Raw genomic sequence first — 3971 nt, 5'->3', positions numbered from 1 at the left:
CCTCAATTTCTTGCAATCCTCGCTACGGACGCTTAAGTCCGACAGGCTGCTAGATCATGGTAACGAGCCAAGAAGATAAAAACACCCTTGTTTTCCTGATCTATCCTTCTTCTCTGTAAACCAGAAGACAGGGACAGAATTATTAAACAATCACTTTTTGCGGCACTGCTGTTACTGTCGTTTTCTGTCGTCTGCCAGACTAAACCGTTGGCAAGACATATTGTTATCGAGGTTGAAAAGAATACAGATTTTCCTGACCAGAACTTTTCTATTAAGCTTAACCGACCAACATTGTCAGGCAACCCATCAGACACTGTCGACACAAACGGCAATGTAGAACCAGACTCATCATCTGATGAAAAACGACACAAACCTGACAGTCAGGAAGTGAAAACGACTCTCATAGAATCAATTTCGTGGCGATGGCTTTACGCGACGGATCTGCTGGTTGCTTATGAGCTCATTCTGAGTACCAGAGACGCCTCTCTATGCTCAAACCCTTATTCACACATAACTGTAGAAGCAGTTATCACTATCAGTTGGCTTTTAAAAAGCTATTGGAACGCCAACTCACCGCTGTTTAACCCGATTGGGCAACAAGAAACGAGTCAAAATCACCGGCTTGCCATCACCGCTATGATGCCAGGCTCTGAACAAGAACAACCTCATTATCAGCCATCAGAATCATCAGGCCAGCGTGTCCCACAAGCCAGCAGTCACATCACGGGCTATTTCACCAATCTCCTGTTTTCCAGCTCTGTCGGCGATAACGAAGATCCTGAACAACACCTGCATACTTTGGGTTTAAATTGTTATATCTATCCCTGTAATGGTGTTTGTCGATTCCGGCAATCTTCCAACTCATCCGATAGCATAGTGTCAGATTGTGAAGAAAGTTCGAAATACTGCACTGAAGAAACTTCCGGAGAGAGCCCATGCTCCCACGAGGCCAATGGACACTGCTATCGTTGCAGCCCTGTAGACGGGGTCGCAGACTCAATGGGTGCAGGGGCAGCCAGAACTGACTCTACCGGGCAAGGAACCTGCAACGTCATCTTAGTCAGCGAGGATGTCCAACTGCGGCAATGCCGGAAAGTCTACAAGAATCAAAAAGCACTTTTGTCTCACAAAACCAAATACCATACCGGGCAAAAAACCTGTGACTTAACAGAAGTCGCGGAGGATGGCCAGTCATGGCCATGCGGAATGGTCTTCCGGAATCATAATGCCCTTAGCTATCACAAAAGAAGTTTCCACACCGGGCAACAAACCTGTTACGTGACCATGGTTGGGAAGGATGGCCAGCAGCGACCATGCGGAAAGGCCTACAATAGTGTTCAAGCCCTGTCGAATCACAAAAGTTTATACCATACCGGGCAAAAAACTTGTGACGTAACAGTAGTCCCGGAGGATGGCCAGCCACGGCCATGCGGAATGGTCTGCGAGAATACTAATGCACTGTCGCATCACAAAAGAAGACACCATACCGGGCAAAAAACCTGTATCGTGATGGTGATTGGGAAGGATGGCCAGCCGCAGCCATGCGGGGCGGTCTGCAGGAATGCTAATGCACTGTCAACTCACAAAAACAGTCACCATAGTGGGCAGCGGATCTGTGACTTAACCGTGATCCGGGAGGATGGCCAGCGTCGCCGATGCGGGGCGAACTGCAAAAGTTCTAAAGCCCTGACGGATCACAAGAGAATCTTCCACACTGGACAACAAACCTGTGACGTAACCGTAGTTGGCAAGGATGGCAAGGAGCGACTGTGCGGGTCAATCTGCAAGAATGTTCAAACCCTGTCGAGTCACAAAAGCAACATGCACTGTGGTAAACGAACCTGTGACGTGACCATGGCCGGAGAGGATGGTCGGCAGCAACCATGCGGGAAGGTCTGCAGGAGTTATCAGGCCCTGTCGGATCATATAAGGAAAGATCACACCGGGCAACAAACCTGTAAGGAAATTGTAATTGAGAAGGATGGGCAGCGGCGGCCGTGTGGGGCGGTGCTTAGGAGTGCTACAAGCCTGTCGAATCACAAAAGCACATACCATACCGGGCCAAAAACCTGCAACGTAACACTAATCGGAGAGGATGGCCAACCTTGGCCATGCGGAAAGCTCTTCGATAATACCAAAGGCCTGTCGAACCACAAAAGAAAAGACCATAGCAGACCACAAACCTGCGATGTGACAGTATTCGGAGAGGATGGTCTGCAAAGACCATGCGGGACTGTCTGCAAGAATGCTTTTGACCTGACGAATCACAAAAGAAGACATCGAAAACGCAAGCCTGTTGCTGTAAACCGGAACAATGACCTCACCCCTTGAAATGACACCCGTCCCTTGAGAGGGTGTCGCTAAACTCGGGTTCCCATGCTTTTTCAGGCCCTGAGGTTCCGAACCAACAAGCCTTACGATCAAACATTGCTGCTTTCATGGCTGCAGGGGTTCCTCAGGCAACGCTGTCCTTGTGGCTCTCCTGTTACCTTTCTGTTGCCACTCGTAGAAGGCGCCCAGAGTGTAAGAGTAAGGAATACTTTTTGCGTGGGAGAATGACCATTTAGGCACATTTTCCCTGAAGTAGTTCTCCCAGCCGTGCTCATACATCTTCATGGTGTGATCACGTCGTTCACGGAACTGAAGATAATTCTCGTTCCGCGTCCAGCCATACATTACCTTGTCTGCTTTAACACGGTTGGTATACTCTTGATCTGTTTCACTGAAGCCTTGAGGCGTGGCAATGGCGTTGCGTTTCACATAGTCAGACTCCCTTTCACCCATGCTTCTCCAGCGATTAAGTCCGTCAAGACTTCGGCCCAGAGGTCCACCCAGCCATTGAGTGAGCATCTTGTTGTCGTTCATGAAGAAGTCGAAACCAAGACTCGACGCCAGAGCGAATCCGAAGGTTTGAGCGAAGGTAAACCCGGATATCAGACCGTAGACGTATGCTCCGACAGTGGCTATCGGACCCAGCACGATACCGGCGGTGGCAGAGGCCAGAGTTTTCACTTTTTCTGGTGTGACTCTTTGCAGCAGCGGTACCTGAACGCCTTGTACGGAAGCCATTGATGTCAACATTTCAGGCACCAGACGGAAAATGCTGCGATACATCCGGGGGTTGGCGTGGTACTGTCGGATAAATAGCATAGAGCCGGTTTTCAGCAGAATGACTGAGGAAGCAGCCTTGCCAAATGGCATTGCCAGCCCACTCACTTCAGAGACTTTTTCAATTCCACTGTGGAAGGCATATTGGCCGGTTCGGTCAAGATCGACACCATAGCGCTCCAACCAGTGCTGAAAGGGTGTGAGCATTCTGTGTGTGTAATCGCCCCGGTTGGTCAGATCCAGAAGATAGAGGAAGGCCATGTTCGAGAGGCACAGACTGGCCGCCTGCCGGGCGGTATTGGTCACCAGAAGAGCTTTGTAGTTGGAGAAGTACCAGGTGACCGCCTGTATCAGAGAGGCTGAAGGTTTGACCCAGTATTTCATTAGCTGTTGCTCAGCTGCTGCGGCATGAGCCTGCATCAGTGCGCTATAGACAGCCTGGATCAGTTCTGTTTCAAATATTCCGGCAGCATGAGCGTAAGGTGTCAGGGTATCCTGAACATTGGCCAGAAATGCTGCCGTTTTGCGGCCGTTCTCAAAGGCAATATCGTCAAGAACGTAGTTGGCGATCACCGCTGCTGCGTATTCTTTCATGCCGGTAACAGAGTCTTTCATACCCGCCGGGCCATTAGTGCTCACGGTCACAGGAGTAAAGGCACTCTGCATGAATTCCTCAGACCCCTTGTCGGACATCATCTGGACAACCTTCTTGAACTCGGGCACGCTGACGCCGTGTTTGTAACCAAGGAAGTGCTCAAATTCATCCACTGTCTGATAACCATCGGCACCTCTGACAGCCTTCATGTACTGCTCAAGTTCAATCTTGCTGATCAGACCTTCACGCAGCAGAGCGATGATCCTGT

Annotated in this window: 2 protein-coding genes; one reads left to right on the top strand and one right to left on the bottom strand. The window is 49.9% G+C overall.

Going from position 1 to position 3971, the window contains the following annotated elements:
- The first annotated feature begins 207 nt into the window (after window positions 1-207).
- The gene (locus KDK17_RS09155) at window positions 208-2331 is read left to right on the top strand and encodes a hypothetical protein (protein WP_257287906.1); all 2124 of its coding nucleotides are present in this window, start codon (window positions 208-210) and stop codon (window positions 2329-2331) included.
- Window positions 2332-2436: 105 nt separating this feature from the next.
- Here the strand turns inward: KDK17_RS09155 and KDK17_RS09150 are convergent.
- On the bottom strand, window positions 2437-3971 hold a 1535-nt coding region (locus KDK17_RS09150), incomplete at its 5' end, for a hypothetical protein (RefSeq protein ID WP_257287905.1).

The organism is Endozoicomonas sp. SESOKO2 (genome assembly GCF_024606245.1).
GTDB lineage: Bacteria > Pseudomonadota > Gammaproteobacteria > Pseudomonadales > Endozoicomonadaceae > Endozoicomonas_A.
This window is presented reverse-complemented; position numbering and strand designations above follow the sequence as displayed.